The 15,085-nt window shown below is 63.8% G+C and carries 11 protein-coding genes; 5 read left to right on the forward strand and 6 right to left on the reverse strand.

The annotated features are described in order from the left end of the window. Positions 1-38: 38 nt before the first annotated feature. The 4 genes from P9228_RS17855 to P9228_RS17870 all read right to left on the reverse strand — a co-directional run bounded on the left by P9228_RS17855 (position 39) and on the right by P9228_RS17870 (position 5,715). Complete coding sequence (locus P9228_RS17855) at positions 39-464, reverse strand: GFA family protein (RefSeq protein WP_127240097.1); 426 nt, start codon at positions 462-464, stop codon at positions 39-41. A gap of 48 nt (positions 465-512) precedes the next feature. Continuing rightward, positions 513-1,644 (reverse strand): peptide chain release factor 2 gene (gene prfB, locus P9228_RS17860; RefSeq protein WP_278054620.1). Its coding sequence is split into 2 segments (ribosomal slippage): positions 513-1,577 and positions 1,579-1,644, totalling 1,131 coding nucleotides; the frame shifts between segments, so codons are not numbered across the junction. Positions 1,645-1,771: 127 nt separating this feature from the next. Beyond that, positions 1,772-4,228 carry a penicillin-binding protein 1A gene (locus P9228_RS17865; RefSeq protein ID WP_066989516.1) on the reverse strand — a complete coding sequence of 819 codons (2,457 nt, stop codon included), beginning with the start codon at positions 4,226-4,228 and terminating at the stop codon, positions 1,772-1,774. A gap of 230 nt (positions 4,229-4,458) precedes the next feature. Next, positions 4,459-5,715, reverse strand: coding sequence for an N-acetylmuramoyl-L-alanine amidase (locus P9228_RS17870; RefSeq protein ID WP_278054623.1), 1,257 nt, complete (start codon positions 5,713-5,715; stop codon positions 4,459-4,461). Between the two features lie 638 nt (positions 5,716-6,353). Between P9228_RS17870 and P9228_RS17875 the strand changes: the two genes are divergently transcribed. Then, positions 6,354-9,308, forward strand: coding sequence for an Rne/Rng family ribonuclease (locus P9228_RS17875; RefSeq protein ID WP_127246964.1), 2,955 nt, complete (start codon positions 6,354-6,356; stop codon positions 9,306-9,308). A 102-nt stretch (positions 9,309-9,410) separates the two neighbouring features. Here the strand turns inward: P9228_RS17875 and P9228_RS17880 are convergent, their stop codons facing one another. After that, entirely contained in the window at positions 9,411-10,340 is a 930-nt protein-coding gene (locus tag P9228_RS17880; RefSeq protein WP_278054625.1) for a glutaminase, read from the reverse strand. Positions 10,341-10,345: 5 nt separating this feature from the next. Beyond that, positions 10,346-11,494, reverse strand: coding sequence for an aminotransferase class I/II-fold pyridoxal phosphate-dependent enzyme (locus P9228_RS17885; protein WP_127246962.1), 1,149 nt, complete (start codon positions 11,492-11,494; stop codon positions 10,346-10,348). Between the two features lie 207 nt (positions 11,495-11,701). Here P9228_RS17885 and P9228_RS17890 point away from each other — a divergent pair, with 207 nt between their 5' ends. From P9228_RS17890 to accB, 4 genes are all read left to right on the forward strand, one after another. Then, entirely contained in the window at positions 11,702-13,093 is a 1,392-nt protein-coding gene (locus P9228_RS17890; protein WP_127246961.1) for a M48 family metalloprotease, read from the forward strand. A gap of 57 nt (positions 13,094-13,150) precedes the next feature. Continuing rightward, a complete protein-coding gene (locus P9228_RS17895) occupies positions 13,151-13,954 on the forward strand; it encodes a DsbA family protein (protein WP_067321649.1) in 804 nt (267 codons plus the stop codon). A gap of 200 nt (positions 13,955-14,154) precedes the next feature. After that, on the forward strand, positions 14,155-14,589 hold the full coding sequence (gene aroQ / locus P9228_RS17900) for a type II 3-dehydroquinate dehydratase (RefSeq protein ID WP_066989889.1): 435 nt from the start codon (positions 14,155-14,157) through the stop codon (positions 14,587-14,589). 26 nt (positions 14,590-14,615) lie between these two features. Further along, on the forward strand, positions 14,616-15,083 hold the full coding sequence (accB, locus tag P9228_RS17905; protein WP_067321651.1) for an acetyl-CoA carboxylase biotin carboxyl carrier protein: 468 nt from the start codon (positions 14,616-14,618) through the stop codon (positions 15,081-15,083). Positions 15,084-15,085: the final 2 nt, after the last annotated feature.

The raw sequence follows: 15,085 nt of genomic DNA on the forward strand, positions 1-15,085 counted from the left end.
GCCTAAGAACGAAATTCTGCCGACGGAAGTTCCGACCGTCAGCCGGTGACATGTTCACGATATTGCGGCAGGTCGTCCGTAATCGTGAACCATGGCGCCTTGGAACCGACGAAGATATGTGCACTTGGGCGAATGCTCGGATCGCCCGTCAGGGTTCCCATGGCAACATGGACGTAGGCACCCTCCCGCACCAAGGAGTAGAGCAAGGAGCCGCACTGCCCGCAATGCGCGTCGTGGCCGCCGGCATCGCCATAGATCAGCAGCCTGTCGTCGCCCGCGATGAGATGAAACTTGTCGCGCGCGATGCCGGCAATGGGCTTGAAAGCCGACCCTGTGGTACGGCGGCAGTTCGAGCAATGGCAATTCACCGCGTAGGCGAATTCATCGGTCACCTCGTAGCGGACGGTGCCGCAGAAGCATTGCCCGGCAAGCGTACGAGCACCTGCCTTTTCCGGATTTGCCAAGGTCTCACCCCCTGCCAGCCGCCACCCGGCGGAAAGTTCTCGGAATACCTAGTCGAGGTCCGCCTTCGCCTCACCTGCACCGCCCTCGATGCGATGCGACAGCGAGGCCTCCATGAATTCGTCGAGATCGCCGTCGAGCACGCTTGACGGGCTGGTGTTTTCGACGCCGGTGCGCAGATCCTTCACCAGCTGATAGGGTTGGAGGACGTAAGAACGGATCTGGTGGCCCCAGCCGATATCGCTCTTCGACGCCTCGGTGGCGTTCGCCACGGCCTCGCGCTTTTTCAGCTCTTCCTCGTAGAGCCGCGAGCGCAGCATCTCCCAGGCCTTGGCCCGGTTCTTGTGCTGCGAGCGTTCGGCTTGGCAAGCAACTGCGATGCCGGTCGCGAGATGGGTGATGCGGACCGCCGAGTCGGTGGTGTTGACGTGCTGCCCGCCCGAGCCGGACGAACGATAGGTGTCGATGCGCACGTCGGATTCCGAAACGTTGATCTCGATCGTGTCGTCGATGACGGGATAGACCCAGACGCTGGCGAAGGAGGTGTGGCGGCGCGCATTGCTGTCGTAGGGCGAGATGCGCACCAGGCGGTGAACGCCGGATTCCGTCTTCAGCCAGCCATAAGCGTTGTGCCCCTTGATGAGCACGGTGGCCGACTTGATGCCGGCCTCTTCGCCTTCATGGACTTCCAGCACCTCGACCTTGAAGCGGCGCCGCTCGGCCCAGCGCGTGTACATGCGCAAGAGCATCGAGGCCCAGTCCTGGCTCTCGGTGCCGCCGGCGCCGGCATGGATTTCAAGATAGGTGTCGTTGGCGTCCGCCTCGCCCGACAACAGGGTCTCCACCTGACGGGCCTTGGCCTCGCCCTGCATCGAACGCAGCGCCGCTTCGGCTTCGGCGACGACGCCCTCGTCGCCCTCTTCCTCGCCGAGTTCGATCAGGCCGATATTGTCCTCGAGCGCCTGGGTCAGGCCTTTGACCGCCGCGATCCCCTCATCGAGGCTCTGGCGCTCCCGCATCAGCTTCTGCGCTTCCGCAGGGTCGTTCCAGAGGCTGGAATCCTCCGCGCGCGAGTTCAGATATTCAAGCCGCTTGAGGGCCGGATCCCAGTCAAAGATGCCTCCTCAGCAGGGTTATCGCCTGCCTGATCTCGTCGACAATGTTCTGCGTTTCCGCGCGCATGGCTCTTCGTTCTGTCCTGTTCTTGTCGTTCTTTTCGGAATCGGCGCGATACATAGGCACGGCACCGACGCCTGTAAAGCGAAATGGGCCGGCGTTAAGCTGCCGGCCCATTCGAAACCTGGGGAAGTCAGTAAAGGCCGCCGCCACCGTCCTGGATGGCCTGATTGGCCTGCGGCGACAGCGCGCCGCCGGCACCATTGGAGCCGTCCGCGCCCATGCCGATGACCCAATAGCTGTCGGCCGGGCCGGTGCCGGGCTTGAACGCCTCGATGATGGTGTTGGGGTCGCCTTCGGCCGCGCGCATGCCGGTCTTGCGGTTGATGGCGATCAGCTTCATGCCTTCCGGAACCTGGAAGTCGACATTGGGCGTGCCGTCGAGCGCGACGCGCATGAAGTCCTTGAAGATCGGCGCGGCGAGGCCACCACCCGTGGCCCCCTTGCCCAGGCCGCGCGGCGTATCGTAGCCCATATAGAGGCCGACGACGAGGTTCGGCGTGAAGCCGATGAACCAGGCGTCCTTCTCGTCATTGGTGGTTCCGGTCTTGCCGGCGATATGGCGGCCGAGCTCGGCGATGGTGGCGCCGGTGCCGCGCTGCACCACGCCCTCCATCATGGAGGTGATCTGGTAGGCGGTCATCGGATCGAGCACCTGCTCGGAATTGTCGACCAGTTCCGGCTCGGGTTGGTTCTTCCATTCGGCGGCGTTGCAGCCCTCGCAGCCGCGTTCGTCCTGCTTGAACACGGTCTTGCCGTAGCGATCCTGGATGCGGTCGATCAGCGACGGTTTGATCGACTTGCCGCCATTGGCCATGATCGAATAGGCCGACACCATGCGCATGACCGTCGTCTCGCCGGAGCCCAGAGCCATCGGCAGATAGGGCGCAAGATGATCGTAAACGCCGAAACGCTCGGCATATTCGACGACCAGCTTCATGCCCATGTCGTTGGCCAGCCGCACCGTCATCAGGTTGCGCGACTTCTCGATGCCCGAGCGCAAGGTGGCCGGGCCGGCGGCCGTGCCGTCATAGTTCTTCGGCGTCCAGGTCGTGTTGCCGCTCTGGATGGTGATCGGCCCGTCCATGATCACGGAAGCCGGCGTGTAGCCGTTGTCGAGCGCCGCCGAATAGACGATCGGCTTGAACGAGGAGCCCGGCTGGCGCATCGCCTGGGTAGCGCGGTTGAACTCCGACTGCGCGTAGGAGAAGCCGCCGACCATGGCCAACACACGCCCGGTATGCGGGTCCATGGCTACCAGACCGCCTTCGACCTCGGGCACCTGGCGCAGGCTATAGGCGTTGTCGGATCCCTCGTTCTTCTGCACGAAGATGACGTCGCCGGGTTCAAGCACTTCCGCCGGAGATTTCGCCCGGACGGACTTGCCGTTGACGAAATGGCGCATGGCAAAGCCCATGTCGTCCTTGCTGACTGTTCCCTCGACGCGGTCCTTGACGAGGTCGCCGGAGACCTGGCGCGCCGGCTGAATGCCGATCGTCAGCCCGTCGGCAGAACTGTCAAGCACGACGGCGAGCGTCCACTCCGGCACGTCCTCCAGCCCCTTGACCGCGCCGAGCGGCACGCCCCAGTCGCCGGAGACGTCGATATGGGTCACCGGTCCGCGATAGCCGCGCAGCGTATCGTATTTCAGCAATCCGTTCTGCATCGCCTTGCGGGCGATGAGCTGGATTTTCGGATCGAGCGTGGTGCGCACCGACAGGCCGCCCTCATAGAGCGCATTCTCGCCGTAGCGGGCGATGATCTGGCGGCGCACCTCCTCGGTGAAATACTCGCCCGCGAACAGGTAGGAGCCGTTGCGGCGCGGCTTCACGCCGAGCGGCTCGGCCTTGGCCTTGTCGCCCTCCTCGCGCGTGACGTAGCCGTTCTCGACCATCTGATCGATGACCCAATTGCGGCGCTCGATCGCCCGGTCGGCATGCTTGAAGGGATGATAGTTGTTGGGGCCCTTGGGCAGCGAAGCAAGGTAAGCGGCTTCAGCGACGGTGAGTTCGTTGACCGACTTGTCGAAATAGGTCAGCGCGGCGCCGGCCACGCCATAGGCGCCGAAGCCGAAGAAGATCTCGTTGAGATAGAGCTCGAGGATGCGGTCCTTCGAATAGGCCTGTTCGATGCGGAAGGCCAGGATCATCTCTTTGATCTTGCGCTCGTAGGTCTGGTCGGAGGTCAGCAGGAAGTTCTTTGCAACCTGCTGCGTGATCGTCGAGGCGCCGACCTGACGCCTGCCGGAGCCGAAATTCTGCAGATTGACGATGATGGCGCGGCCGAGGCCGGTGATGTCGATGCCCGGATGGTTATAGAAGTTCTTGTCCTCGGCCGACATGAAGGCTGCCTTGACGCGGTCCGGGATCGCCTGGATCGGCAGATAAAGGCGCCGCTCGCGAGCATATTCGGCCATCAGCGAGCCATCCGAGGCATGGATGCGCGTCGTCACCGGCGGCTCATATTTGGCCAGAACCTCGTAGTCGGGCAGATCCTTCGTCAGATGGCCGATGTAGATGGCAAGGCCCGCAGCGACCAGCAGCGCCAGCGTCGTGCCGATGCCGAAGAAATAGCCGATGAGACGAATCATGCCCGCTCCAGTCCGAGGTTCGGGATTTCCTAAACGAAGCCGACAGTCGCGCAAGCTTCAGGGGCGGTCCCAATCCGCAATGGAAACCCATTGTCGCGACCATGTGGACAAAATACGGCAGCACGAAGTTTCAGGAACTCAGTCCGCCAAATAATAACGCCACGTGTTGTCGTCGCGCAACGCTGCTTGCGGTTGTAGGACGGCTCAAGGTTGTGGGCAGGTGGGTCCCGTCAGCCCCCGGCCCTGGCTCCCGCTTTCGCTGCGGCAAACAGGGCAACGGCATTGGTTATGCTCTGAGCCGCCTTGCCGCGCCAGTCGGCGCTGAGCAATTGCGCCTCGTCCTTGCTGTTGGAGAGGTAACCAAGCTCGACCAGAACCGAGGGCACGTCGGGCGCCTTCAGCACCTTGAAGCCGGCCGAGCGCTGCGGATTGTTGATCAGACCGACGCTGGTCGACAACTGGCCGACCAGCGTGTGCGCAAAGCTCATCGAAAATCCGTGGGTCTCGCGGCGGATCAGGTCGATCAGGATGTCGGTGACTTCCTTATTGTCGTCCTCGATCTTCAGGCCGGCGAACTGGTCGGAGAGGTTTTCACGATCGGCGAGCGCCTGAGCCTCGGGATCGGAGGCCTTGTCCGAGAGCGTGTAGACCGTGGCGCCGCGGAGTCCCTTCACTGCGATCGTATCGGCATGGATGGAGATCAACAGATCGGCTTCGTGCTGGCGAGCGATGCGCACGCGCTCGTCGAGCGGCAGGTATACGTCACTGTCCCGCGTCATATAGACATCATAGCTGCCGACCGCGGCCAGCTTGTCACGCAATTCTGTGGCAAAGGCGAGCGTGACGTTCTTCTCGACCGTGCCGCCGGCGCTCTCCGCGCCGCCGTCGACGCCGCCATGACCCGGATCGATGACCACTGTGAAGCGGTGCCCAGGCGCCGAAATCGGCCCGGTCCCGACACGGCCGCCCTTGTCGGTGGAAACGGTCGAGCCGGTCGTCAGCGATTGGTTGGCCAAAGCCTCGTCGAATTCCCTTTCCGATGCGGCCGACATGTCGATGGCCACGCGATAGCCGCTGCCATCGTCATTCTTCAGCACCTCGAGCTTGTCGACGGCAAACGGTCCTTTGCCGGTGAGGATCAGCCGCGAGCCTTTGCCCTGATCGCCGTAGCGAACGGCGCGCACCAGCCCGCGCGGCTTCACGTCCTTGGCGTTGAGGGCGAATCGCGTGCGCGGCAGGTCGACCACAAGGCGGCTGGGACCGCGCAGCAGGAACCACTTCACGTCCGGTTCTCTGTCGAAGCTCACGACGATGCGCATCTTGGTGGCATTGCCGGCCATCTTGTAGCCGGTGGCGCCAAGCGACCCGTCGGCCCGCGAGGCGGCGGTCAGGCCAAGCAGGATCACCAGCAGGAAAACAGCCCTTGCCATGAGCCGCAGATGCCCGGCGGCGCCACGCTCCTTGTCTGCGGTGCCTGCCAGTCCCATCTCTATTCCAGTCGCTCCCCGTTAGGCGCCTCGCGCCGGCCTGTTTGGCAGAACGGCCTGTCTGGCGGCCAACCCGATTAACGATTGGTATCCAGAGAAGGTTAACCAAGCCTTTTCATGCAGCAGGTGGAGCGCGACCTTCCCCTGCGGAAGCGCTTTTTGCCGGCATCCGAAATCGGGGTTGCCTTCCACCCCGCCAAATCATAAAAGCGACATTGGATCACTGCAATCCCGGAACCGCCCGCCCTGCAGCTTCCCGCCAGGGTAAGATGTGCAAGGCGCTTCCGGGTTTCAGGTGATCGCGACGATTTTCGCAGGCGTGCTCCCGTGGCGGGGGAATCGCTTGCGCGATGAAAACGGCCGGGATCTCCCGCGCCGGCTCTGTGCGAGCAAACAAGCTGGTCCGGCCAAGCCCGGGCTTTGGTTCAAAAGGTTCTGCTGGGTGCCGATGGCTTCAAGCGCAATCATGGAAAGGTCCGCATCGAACCGCGCCATTGTGGCTGCGGGCGGCACCGCCATCGCGCTCAAGCTCCGGCCGGCGGACATTCAATTATCCGGCAGCCACACAAATCCAGGCACACAGCGGCGGGGTCTGCCTCGCCAGCTGCGGCTGATGGCTGCCGGGAGGAAACGAAATAATGCCCAACAAGATGCTGATAGACGCCTCCCACCCGGAGGAAACACGCGTTGTTGTCGTTCGCGGTAACCGCATCGAAGAATTCGACTTTGAATCCCAGGACAAGAAGCAGCTCAAAGGAAACATCTATCTCGCCCGCGTAACCCGCGTCGAACCTTCCCTTCAGGCAGCCTTTGTCGAATATGGCGGCAACCGTCACGGTTTTCTCGCCTTCAGTGAAATTCACCCCGACTATTACCAGATCCCGGTAGCCGACCGTCAGGCCCTGCTGCGCGCCGAAGCGCAGGAGGCGGACGACGAAGAGGACGAGGAGGCCGAGACCGGCGAGGAACAGCAGGCGCGCGATCGCGGCGGCCGCCGCAACCGCCGGCGCGGCGGCAAGAACCGCGACCGGGCCGAGCAAAAGCGCGGTTCCGATGCTGCCGGTGCCGACGAAGGCGGCGAAAGCGCCGATGAGGTCGCAGCTTCCAGCGCTTCCGCTGATGAGCCCGGCGATGCGGCCGATACCTCGACCGAAGCCACCGAAGGCTCCGAAACCGTTGAGACCGTAGCCGAGGCAGCCGGCGAAGAGGAGAACAAGGCCCCCGAAGCCGGCAGCGACACCGAAGACGCCGATGCGACCGACAGCGAGAATCGCCAGCCTTCCGAGAGCGGCCCCACTTCGATCGCCGCGAGCATCGATGCGGATGTGATTTCGGAACCGGTGCAGGCCGAATCGACCAGCGAGGTCGCTCCGGCCGAGGAAGCCGCTCCCAGCGACGATGATCGCGGCATGCTCGAAGAAGTTTCGTCCGCACATTCGGACGAACACGAAATCGAATCGGTCGGCGCCGAGGATGCGCTTGAAGAGGTCCGTAACCGCCGCAAGCCGGTGCGCCGCCAGTACAAGATCCAGGAAGTCATCAAGCGCCGCCAGATCCTGCTGGTCCAAGTCGTCAAGGAAGAGCGCGGCAACAAGGGCGCGGCGCTGACCACCTATCTGTCGCTCGCCGGCCGCTATTCGGTCTTGATGCCGAACACCGCGCGTGGCGGCGGCATATCGCGCAAGATCACCAATGCCCAGGACCGCAAGCGGCTGAAGGAGGTCGTCGCCGATCTCGAGGTGCCGCAGGGCATGGGAGTCATCCTGCGCACCGCCGGCGAAAGCCGCACCAAGGCCGAGATCAAGCGCGACTATGAATATTTGATGCGGCTTTGGGAGAATGTCCGCAATCTCACGCTGCAGTCCACGGCCCCTGCCCTGGTCTATGAGGAAGGCAGCCTGATCAAGCGCTCGGTCCGCGACCTGTACAACAAGGATATCGACGAGATCCTGGTCTCCGGCGAGGACGGCTACCGCGAGGCCAAGGACTTCATGCGGATGCTGATGCCGAGCCATGCCAAGGTGGTTCAGCCCTACCGCGACACCACGCCGATCTTCGTGCGCAACGGCATCGAGGCGCAGCTCGACCGGATGCTGCAGCCGCAAGTGACGCTGAAGAGCGGCGGCTACATCATCATCAACCAGACCGAGGCGCTGGTCTCGATCGACGTCAACTCCGGCCGCTCCACCAAGGAGCATTCGATCGAAGACACCGCGCTCCACACCAATCTGGAGGCCGCCGAGGAAGTCGCGCGGCAGCTCAGGCTGCGCGACCTTGCCGGCCTGATCGTCATCGACTTCATCGACATGGAGGAGAACCGCAACAACCGCGCGGTCGAGAAGCGGCTGAAGGATCACCTCAAGAACGATCGCGCCCGCATCCAGGTCGGTCGCATCTCGCATTTCGGCCTGATGGAGATGTCGCGCCAGCGCATCCGTGCCAGCGTGCTGGAATCGACGATGAAGCCCTGCCCGCATTGCGGCGGCACAGGCCATGTGAGATCGGACTCCTCGGTGGCGCTGATGGTGGTGCGGGCAATCGAGGAATTCCTGCTCAAGGATTCGCGCAGCCACATCACAGTGCGCACGCCGGCGGCGACCGCGCTTTATGTGCTCAACCACAAGCGCGCCAATCTGGTCGAGCTCGAGGCCCGGTTCGGCCTGAGCATCACGCTCGAAGCCGACGAGACGCTGGGCGCGCAACACTACGCGATCTTCCGCGGCGCGGTGGCTGAGAAGCCGGAAGGCTTCGTCGAGGTGCGCAGCCTGCCGACCTATGTCGAGCCGGAAGAGCCCGAGGACGAGATCGTCGTCGAGGAGGAAGAAGAGGTATCGGTTCAGGCCGAACAGCCGCGCCATCCACAGCAGGGACAGCATCCGCATCGGTCCGAGGACGGCGAAGGCGGCCGCAAGCGCCGCAAACGCCGTCGGCGGCGCGGCGGCAAGGATCGCGACCGCGAGCATCAAGGCCATGGCGATGCCGTCTCGGCCCCCGCACCTGCGGACGCCGGCACGATTGCTGGCGAAGCGACAGCCGAGGTAACGGCTGAAGCACCGGCCGGGGCGGAAGCAGCCGAAGAGGGGCAGGGCAAGAAGCGCCGTCGCGGCAAGCGCGGCGGCAAGCGCAATCGCCGCGAGGAAGGCGAAATCCCTGCCGATGCCGATGCCGGCGATGGTTTCGAAGGCGAAGAAGCGGAAGTCGAAGCTCCCGAAGGCGCGCCGCCGGTCGCTGCAGCCGAAGAGCAGGCCGCGCCCTCGCCCGCCAATGACGATGTCGCGGAAACGGAGAAGCCGAAGAAGCCTCGCCGTGCACCGCGATCGAAGAAGGCTGTCGAGGAAACCGTCTCCGAGAAAGCGCCCGAGCGGGCGGCGGAACTTCCCGCTGAACCTGCGGCCGCCGAACCGGAGCTGACAGCGGCCGCTGCTGCTCCGACCGAGGCCGAAGCGCAGGTCAATGCCCATCCGACGCGGCGCAAACCGCAGTCGATCGACACGCCGGCTGTCCCCGTCGTTTCGTCCAACGTCAGCGAGGAAGCCAAGACCGAAGAAAAGCCGAAGCGTGCCGGCTGGTGGCAGCGGAAGGGCTTTTTCTAAGCTCTGTCAGCTCATTAGGCTTAGTTGTTAAACAGAAGATCCCGTGCCGCCCGGCGCGGGATTTTCGTTTTCTGGCCTTCCAATCTTGCGCCCCAGCACCTGCTAAGGCGCGAAGATCGACCAGTTCATCATCCTGGCGAGCTTCTCAAGCGCTATGGAGCCGAGCTTTGAATTGCCGTTCTCGTTGAGGCCGGGGGACCAGACGGCGAGCGAGGCGACGCCCGGCACGATGCCAAGAATACCGCCACCGACGCCACTCTTACCCGGAATGCCGACACGGAAGGCGAAATCGCCGGAGCCGTCATAGTGGCCGCAGGTCAGCATCAGCGCGCCGATGCGGCGCGCACGCTCGGTCGACACTACCGACAGCCCGGTCGCCGGGTTCCGACCGCCATTGGCGAGGAAGCGGCCGGCCATGGCGAGCTGCCGGCAGCTCATGGCGATGGCGCAATGATGGAAGTAGACGCCCAGCGCCAGCTCCGGCTCATGGTCGAGATTGCCAAAGGACTTCATGTAATTGGCCAGAGCGAAGTTGCGGTAGCCGGTAGCGCGTTCCGAGGCCGCGACCTCGCGGTCGATGATGATCGTGTCGTCGTCGGCCAGGAATTGGACGAAGCGCAGGATCTCGCCGATCGCCTCGCGCGGCTGGTGGCCGGCAAGCAGGATGTCGGATACGACGATGGCGCCGGCGTTGATGAACGGATTGCGCGGAATGCCGCTCTCATGCTCGAGCTGGACGATCGAGTTGAACGGATTGCCCGACGGCTCGCGGCCGACACGCTGCCACAACGCATCGCCGACCTTGCCCAGCGCCAGGGTCAGCGTGAACACCTTCGAGACGCTCTGGATCGAAAAGGGCTGATCGGCTTCGCCGTCAAGGATGATGCGCCCGTCATTGGTCACGGCGGCAATGCCGAATTTCTTCGGATCGACCTTGCCGAGCTGCGGGATATAGGTGGCGACATCGCCGCGATCGCTGCGCTCGGTCATTTCGGCGGCCACTTCCGCCAGCGCCTGTTCAAGCTCGGGCATAGCGTCTATTTCAGCCAACTTTCGATGCGCGCCAGCGCCTCGACCATGTCGTCATGGCTGCCGGCATAGGAAAAGCGCATGGTGCGATGGCCCTGGAGCGGATCGAAATCACGGCCGGGCGTGGCCGCCACATGCGCCTCGGCCAGCATCTTGCGCGCGAAGGCCATGCTGTCATTGGTGTGCCGCGTGACATCGCAGAAGGCGTAGAACGCGCCGTCCATGGGCGCCGCGAGCAGGAAGCCCAGCTCCGGCAGACGCTTCATCAGCAGGTCGCGGTTCCAGGCATAGCGCGCCTTCACCGCTTCCAGCTCTTGCGTGGCATTGAAGGCCTCGACCGCCGCGACCTGCGACAGTTCCGGCGGCGAGATGTAGAGGCTCTGCGCGATGCGCTCGACCGGCCGCACCAGTTCGTCCGGCAGCACCATCCAGCCGATGCGCCAGCCGGTCATGCAATAGTATTTCGAGAAGGAGTTGATCACCGTCACGCCGGCGCCACAGGCAAGTGCAGTGACGTCGGGCGCGGCATAGGCCAGCCGGTGATAGATTTCGTCCGAGATCACCGCGATGCCAAGCTCGTCCGCGGTCTTCACCAACGCGGAAAGCTCGTCGGCTGGAATGACCGCGCCGGTCGGATTGGCTGGACTGGCAAACAGCACGCCTTTCAACGGCTTCTCGCGATGTGCGCTCTTCAGGTGGTCGGCATGCAGATAGGCGTCCGAGCCAAGCTCGATCTCGACGATTTCGATGCCAAGCGCGGCCATGATGTTGCGGTAGGCCGGATAGCCGGGCGCGGCGATGGCGACGCGGTCGCCGGGATCGAACATCGCCAGGAAAGCCAGGTTGAAGGCGGCCGACGAGCCGGTAGTGACGGCGATACGGGCGGGCGCGACATCGATTCCGTAATGCTCGCCATAGTGCGCGGCGATCGCCTTGCGCAGCTCCGCCAGGCCAAGAGCATCGGTGTAGCCGATGCGGCCGTGCTTCAGCGCGAGAGCGGCGGCTTCGCGGACGCCGACCGGCGCCGGGTCCGACGGCTGGCCGACCGCCATCGACACCACGGGAATCCCGGTCGCCTTCAGCCGGTTGGCCTCGGCCAGAATATCCATGGCGTGGAACGGCTCGACCTCGCCGCGGCGTGAAAGCGAAACGACCATCTGACTCTTCAGCCTGCCTTTGGTTGGCAAATCCACAGGCAAACCATCGCTCGCTTGCCCTGGAACTGCCGGGAGTTCGACGGCAGCGCCGCACAAATGCCCGATTGGTGTGGGGATCACAAGCGCGCAGGAAGTTATCGGCGCCGACTTTTCATCCTTCGCCCGCTCGTCTACCAGTGGACCTGTCATGTTGAGCCGACCCGAACGATGATCGATAGATCGACCGCAATAGGGCGAACCGCGCGCGGGTTCGCGACGCTCCTGCTTGCCGCCGCCGTCGCGGTGTCCACTTCGCTGAGCGCCTTCGCGCAAGGCGTGCCGGTGGTGCGCGACGCCGAGATCGAGGCGCTGGTGCGCGACTATGCCCGACCGATCTTCAAGGCGGCGGGCCTTGCCAATGACGGGATCGACATCGTTCTGGTCAACGACCAGAGCTTCAATGCGTTCGTGACCGGCCGCCGCCTGTTCATCAACACCGGCGCGCTAGTGACGGCCGAGACGCCGAACGAGATCATCGGCGTCATCGCGCACGAGGCCGGCCATATTGCCGGCGGCCACCAGCAGAAGCTGCGCGATCAACTCGATCGCGCCAAGACCATGGCCATCATCGCCACGCTGCTCGGGGCGGGCGCGATCGTGGCCGGCGCCACCACCAACAGCCGCGGCCTTGCCGGCGCCGGCATGGGCGTCGCCGCCGGCGGCGGCGAGATGGCGCAGCGCAGCATCCTTGCTTATCAGCGCGGCGAAGAAATCACCGCCGACCGCTCGGCGATCACCTACCTCAATGCCACCGGCCAGTCCGGCATGGGCATGCTGAAGACCTTCGGGCGCTTCCAGAGCGCGCTTTCGCTGTCGGGCACCCAGCTCGATCCTTACCGGATCAGCCATCCGATGCCCCGGGAGCGCATCGCCAATCTCGAGGTGCTGGTCAAGGCGAGCCCATATGTCAGCCAGGTCGACGCGCCGGCGCTGCAGCAGCGGCATGACATGATGCGCATCAAGATCGCGGCCTATATGCAAGGCCAGGCGGCCGTGGCGCGGCTGATGCGCAAGAACCCGACCAGCCTGGCCTCGCGCTATGGCGACGCGCAGCAGACCTATCTCTACGGCAATCCTGGCGCCGCGCTGACGAAAACCGCGGCCCTGATCAAGGAACAGCCGAAGAACCCCTATTTCCAGGAACTGCGCGGCGACATCCTGATGAAGGCCAACAGGCCCAAGGACGCCGCGGATGCCTATGCCAAAGCGGCGAGCCTCGACGCGGCGCGGTCCGGCTTGCTGCTGGTCTCGCTCGGCCAGGCGCTGATGGCGGTCGGCACGCCGGACTCAATCAACAAAGCGGTGGCGCAGCTCAACAGCGGGATCGGGCGCGACAAGGAAAACGCCGTAGCCTACCGCTATCTGGCTCAAGCCTATGGCGAATTGGGGCAAATCCCGGCCGCCGACCTTGCGACAGCGGAGGGCCATTTCTATTCGGCCGACTATAAGAACGCGAAGATCTTCGCCATGCGCGCTCAACAGAAATTGAAGCGCGGCGAGCCCCGCTGGCTTCGCGCGCAGGATATCATAAACTACACGCCATCTAACAAACTCAAGTGAACCTCCCGGCCGCGCGCGGCGACCAGGTTGGACCGGGACAGGCAGAAGGAACTGATCATGAACAAGGCAATCCTGCTCGGCAGCGCCGGCGTGGCGGTGGCGCTCGGCATGCTGGCATTCGGCTTCGTGGCAGGAAGCCCGCAGGCCGCTAGGGCCGACACGACGCAAGCCATCCAGGTGGCCTCGGCGGACAGCAAGATCGACCGCAAGGAGGTCGAAGGCATCATCCGCGACTATCTGCTGAAAAACCCCGAGGTCCTGCTCGAGGTTCAGGACGCGCTCGAGGCCAAGCAGAAGGAAGAGCAGCGGCTCGCCGCACTCGGCGTCATCAAGGATGCGAAGGACGAGATCTTCAACTCCACCTTCGACGGCGTGGTCGGCAACCCGAAGGGCAAAGTCACCATCGTCGAGTTCTACGACTACAATTGCGGCTTCTGCAAACGCGCCATTGAGGACATGAAGGCGCTGACCAAAGCCGATCCGGACCTGCGCTTCGTGCTCAAGGAGTTTCCAATCCTCAGCCCGGATTCGCAAAAGGCCAGCGTGGTCTCGATGGCCTTCCATCTGATGATGCCGGAGAAGTACAGCGAGTTCCACACTGCGCTGCTCGGCAGCCAGGGCCGTGCCACCGAATCCACCGCCATGAAGGTCGCTGTTTCGCTCGGTGCCGACGAGGCGAAGCTGCGCGAGAAGATGAAGGATCCGAGCATCAACGAAGCGCTCTCGCGCACCTACGATCTCGCCACCAAGCTGTCGATCACCGGCACGCCGTCCTATGTGGTCGGCAATGAGGTGGTGTTCGGCGCGCTCGGACAGCAGGTTCTGGCGGAGAAGATCGAGCAGGCCAAGAGCGCGCTCTAGGTTTGGGCATGGTCTTTTCCGAAAACCGCTGCACAGTTTTCGGGATCATGCTCTAAGCGATTGCGAGTCGCGATAACAGGCGGTTTTCCGCCTGTTGTGGACAGCGAAAGAACGTACTTGCGCTCTTTTCGCGGGCGGATATGCCCATTATAGAGGTCCGGCGCGCCGGCTTGAGGCCGGCGCCGAAGAGGTCGGCATATTTGAAAACGATTTTCGTCCTGAACGGTCCCAATCTCAATGCACTCGGCAAGCGCGAGCCGGGGATCTATGGCGGCAAGACGCTTGCCGCCATCGCCGAGGATTGCAAGGCCGCCGGCACGGCGCTCGGGCTCGAGATCGATTTTCGTCAGTCCAATCACGAAGGTGATCTCGTCGACTGGATCCAGGAAGCCGGTGAAAAGGCCGCAGGCATCGTCATCAATCCCGGGGCCTACAGCCATACCTCGATTGCCATTCACGACGCCATCCGCGCGATCGCGCCGCTGCCCGTCGCTGAAGTCCATCTTTCCAATATCCACGCGCGGGAGCCTTTCCGCCACGTCTCCATGGTCGCGCCGGTCGCTGTCGGCATGATCTGCGGGTTCGGGCCACTCGGCTATACGCTTGCGCTGCAGGCACTGGCGGCGCGCCTGTGACCGGCTCCCAAACAGAAGGCTCGAAAATGTCGATAAAGAAGAACGGTGTTGACCAGCAGCTGATCCGCGACTTGGCGGGCATACTGAACGACACCAACCTGACCGAGATCGAGGTCGAGCTCGGCGATCTGAAAGTGCGCGTGTCGCGTCAGTCTCAGGCCGTCCACGCGGTCGCTGCTCCGCTTCCTATGCCGTCCGCGGCGGTTGCCGGGCCGGCTCAGGCGGTAGCGGCCGCGCCCGCGACGGCAGCCGATCCTTCCAAGAACGCCGTGCCCTCGCCGATGGTCGGCACCGCCTATCTCGCGCCCTCGCCCGACGCCAAGGCGTTCATCGAGATCGGCCAGAAGGTGAAGGAAGGCCAGACGCTGCTCATCATCGAAGCGATGAAGACGATGAACCAGATTCCCTCGCCGCGCGCCGGCACGGTGACGGCGATCCTGATCGAGGACGCCCAGCCGGTCGAATACGGCATGCCGCTCGTGGTCATCGAGTAGAG

Source organism: Mesorhizobium sp. WSM4898, assembly GCF_029625845.1.
In the GTDB taxonomy this organism is placed as follows: domain Bacteria; phylum Pseudomonadota; class Alphaproteobacteria; order Rhizobiales; family Rhizobiaceae; genus Mesorhizobium.

Bases quoted from the DNA above. Each gene is read 5' to 3' on its own strand.
- P9228_RS17865 (WP_066989516.1), bottom strand. From the start codon at position 4,228: ATGATTCGTCTCATCGGCTATTTCTTCGGCATCGGCACGACGCTGGCG.
- P9228_RS17870 (WP_278054623.1), bottom strand. From the start codon at position 5,715: ATGGGACTGGCAGGCACCGCAGACAAGGAGCGTGGCGCCGCCGGGCAT.
- P9228_RS17875 (WP_127246964.1), top strand. From the start codon at position 6,354: ATGCCCAACAAGATGCTGATAGACGCCTCCCACCCGGAGGAAACACGC.
- P9228_RS17880 (WP_278054625.1), bottom strand. From the start codon at position 10,340: ATGCCCGAGCTTGAACAGGCGCTGGCGGAAGTGGCCGCCGAAATGACC.
- P9228_RS17885 (WP_127246962.1), bottom strand. From the start codon at position 11,494: ATGGTCGTTTCGCTTTCACGCCGCGGCGAGGTCGAGCCGTTCCACGCC.
- P9228_RS17890 (WP_127246961.1), top strand. From the start codon at position 11,702: ATGATCGATAGATCGACCGCAATAGGGCGAACCGCGCGCGGGTTCGCG.
- P9228_RS17895 (WP_067321649.1), top strand. From the start codon at position 13,151: ATGAACAAGGCAATCCTGCTCGGCAGCGCCGGCGTGGCGGTGGCGCTC.
- accB (WP_067321651.1), top strand. From the start codon at position 14,616: ATGTCGATAAAGAAGAACGGTGTTGACCAGCAGCTGATCCGCGACTTG.